General features: G+C 38.0%; 3 protein-coding genes and 1 pseudogene. 2 read left to right on the top strand and 2 right to left on the bottom strand.

Annotated elements, in window-relative coordinates; all coding sequences use genetic code 11:
• Positions 1 to 287: 287 nt before the first annotated feature.
• A complete protein-coding gene (locus H5072_RS15390; RefSeq protein WP_024596401.1) occupies positions 288 to 767 on the top strand; it encodes an RNA-binding protein in 480 nt (159 codons plus the stop codon).
• Here the strand turns inward: H5072_RS15390 and murI are convergent.
• Together murI and H5072_RS15380 are read right to left on the bottom strand one after the other, a co-directional pair.
• Positions 730 to 1,530: a glutamate racemase gene (murI, locus tag H5072_RS15385; protein ID WP_182694018.1), complete on the bottom strand. Its 801-nt coding sequence runs from the start codon at positions 1,528 to 1,530 to the stop codon at positions 730 to 732. The genes H5072_RS15390 and murI overlap by 38 nt on opposite strands.
• 65 nt (positions 1,531 to 1,595) lie before the next feature.
• Positions 1,596 to 2,735: a DUF5610 domain-containing protein gene (locus H5072_RS15380; protein WP_182197436.1), complete on the bottom strand. Its 1,140-nt coding sequence runs from the start codon at positions 2,733 to 2,735 to the stop codon at positions 1,596 to 1,598.
• A 162-nt stretch (positions 2,736 to 2,897) separates the two neighbouring features.
• Between H5072_RS15380 and H5072_RS15375 the strand changes: the two are divergent.
• A pseudogene (locus H5072_RS15375) lies at positions 2,898 to 3,204 on the top strand (tRNA (uridine(54)-C5)-methyltransferase TrmA); the annotation flags it as partial.

Raw genomic sequence — 3,204 nt, 5'->3', positions numbered from 1 at the left:
CTGAGTAGTTCGTGCCTCGCTATGCGTTGGCGTTTCCCGTCTCAGTGGGGTCGCATTATAGGGAGATCCAAAAACAGATCAACCCTTTTTTTAGATCTTTTTACTGTTCGAACAAAAATAGAACAAAACCACGTAAAACCACATGAAAACCCCTCTAAGATGATGCTTTTTTATGCTCTTATTTATTATTTAATACAAATATCATTGCTATGTTTGATTTAGGCGTTAAGATAGCAAGTTCACAATGTTAAATTAATGTTTATTTCCTGTTTATTGGTAGATCTAAAATGAAATTACCCGATCAAAAATCTTTTATCTTCTCTGTTATTCTTGCTGTAGTTGGTTTTGTTGTTGTTGAGTTTGCTTTAGGCGGCTTAGCTTTAAACCCTGCATTACTATTTGGTGCTGGTTTATTAATAGGTGCGATTGCTATTGCTGCAATATCATCTGATGTGACTGAAGAAGCTGAAGTTAAAACAAAAACGCTTTATGTTGGTAACCTTCCTTATCGTGCAAACGAAGGTGTGGTTCGTGCATTATTTGAAGAACAAGGCAAAGTATTCAATGTTCGTTTATTAAAGGATAAGAATACTGGCAAACGTCGTGGCTTTGGTTTTGTTGAAATGGCGCAAGCTGATGCAGACAATGCAATTGCTAACTTGAACGATAGCGAGTTCCAACAACGTACTTTAAAGGTACGTGAAGCAAAACAAAAACAAGAAGATGATTCTAATGCTCTACGTACTGAGACGGATCAGTCAGTGTAACTAGCTTTACCGCTAGCTTATTGCTAAACACATCAGCCGTTGCATAATATTGCAGCGGCTTTTTTATGTCTGTTTGTTTATCCACACATAAGTTAAGTTGGTTAAGTAGGAAGTTGACTCTATTTGCTATCGCTACACCTGAATCAAGTAATTTTACATTCCCTTCAAAGTACTGACTAATCGGCCCTGCTAATATCGGAAAGTGCGTACACCCTAGTACAAGTACATCTATAGTTTTATCTATATGTAGTTCATCAAATACTTGATACAACTTATTTGTATCTAAAGAGCCTGTAAAAAAGCATTCCTCAGCTAACGTTACTAATTCAACACTGCTATATAGATTAACGATTACATTACGTGCATGCTCAGTAATTAATGTTTTAGTGTATGAACTGGCGACCGTTGCCGGTGTGGCTAATAAGCCAATATGATTTGAACGTGTTAACTCTGCTGCAGGTTTTATTGCTGGCACAACACCTACTATAGGAATATCCGTAATTTGGCGAACAGCGCTGAGTGCAGATGTAGAAGCTGTATTACACGCTATTACAATTAAATCGACGTTAAGCGTGTTGGCTTTGATGAAATGAATAAGTGAACATAATCGGTTAATTATAGTTTGTTGGGATTGAGCACCATAAGGTAGTAATGCATTATCCATAAAATAGCTGTACTGAGCATTGGGGATACTTTGCTTGATATGTTCAAGTACAGTAGTTCCACCAATACCTGAATCAAAGACCATTATATGCGCTGACAAACTACCGTTCCTACTTTACTTTAAGATCGGCAGTTTGCCATGAGGTTTTTATAAAAGAAAGTAGTTTAACTTTGCGTGGCTTCTAAATCAGTAAGCCTGTCGGCTGCTGAATTTAACTGATTAAGGTTTTCGAACATAGACTTTGTATAATCTACTAACTTATCTATTTGTTCCTGATCTTGATTTAACCATTGGAGAATGCCAGCTAGCTGATTTTGTAATCCAAGCTCACCCGCTTTTTCAAAAGCATTTTTAAGGTCGTCATTAAAAGGGGCTAGCCCCTCTGCTACTTGTTTTTCTGGTGCTGGTTTATATTCTTCATAGCTTTTAACTGTTGCTATTGTTTTTGTTTGGCGTAAATCCATAGAAAAAGCCACCAGCTGATCGCTGTCTAAACTCAGCTCTTGCGCTTGTTCAAATGCTTCATCTAAATCACCACCAAAAAAGGTTTTACTTAAATCTTGTAAGTCTTCCATCATCGCATTAATAGCTTCTTGCTCTTGCTCGTTTAAGTCACCATTTACCGACATCGAAAATGATACCTGTCGAGATTGCGATGATGAGCTTGCAAACGACTCACTATTACTATTTTGCTGATAGCCACTTGCCGATTGAGATTCAAATGCATCAGCAAAGCTAATACTTACCTCATCGCCTTCTGCTGTAGTAAATTTATACTCTGCATTACTCGTCATACTGACGTATTGGGCCTGGCTTATATTTACGCTGGCAGGTTGTGGGTTAAATAACGACTCTTCAAACTTATCCAGCCCATTGTAAATTCCCTCTTTGGACTTATTAATGCCCTCTTCCATGTCATCATTAAATACGCCTGTACCTTTGAGTTCATCAACAGCGTCATCAATCCCTATTTGGACTCCTTTGCGCGCATCGCCTAGCATATCTTTGAGCTTTTCGTCATCAGCGCCGTTAGCTTTTGCTTTATTTACAGCACTACTTACAAAATCGAGTACGTTTTTTACTATTTCATCAAAATCAAATAGTGGTTTATCTGCTTTTTTTTCTGCGATAGGTAATCCAAGCTGCTCAGCCATTTTATCGCCAAGCACCTTTGCGGCCAACTCTCGGCCTCGTTGTTGATAGCTATCTTGAGGAGACGTAATTGTAGGTTGCTGTATATCAGCTTTATTATTGAATTTATTGATGTTGTTGTTTGGCGTAAAGCCATAATTACCTATTTTCATGATTCGTCTCCTAAGCGTGCGTAGTTTATTATCGGCTATAACAACAAAAACTAAAGTACAATGTTCAATAAAACAGCATAAATGCTAGCCAAAACTAGACAAATACGCAGCGCTCCCTACAATAGCGCCGATAAACAGATCTTAGATAAGGTAGTAGCGTTAATGGCAGTTATTAAAATAGATACCACACAGTACCAAGCGCAGTTAAGTGAAAAAGAGCAGCGAATTAGTACGCAGTTTCAACGTTTTGGTGTGGAGCAATTAGAAGTATTTAGCTCAGAGCCAACTAACTACCGCCAACGTGCTGAATTTAGAGTATGGCACGACGGTGATGATCTGTTTCACATTATGTTTGATCAACAAACAAAAGAAAAAATCCGTGTTGATACATTTGACCCAGCAGCGCCTCTAGTAGGTGAAATAATGCAGGTGATGATTGAAAATCTTAAGCCTTGTGAAATATTACGCC

Origin of the sequence: Pseudoalteromonas sp. SR45-5 (genome assembly GCF_014163565.1) — a bacterium.
Lineage (GTDB): Bacteria > Pseudomonadota > Gammaproteobacteria > Enterobacterales > Alteromonadaceae > Pseudoalteromonas > Pseudoalteromonas distincta.
This window is presented reverse-complemented; position numbering and strand designations above follow the sequence as displayed.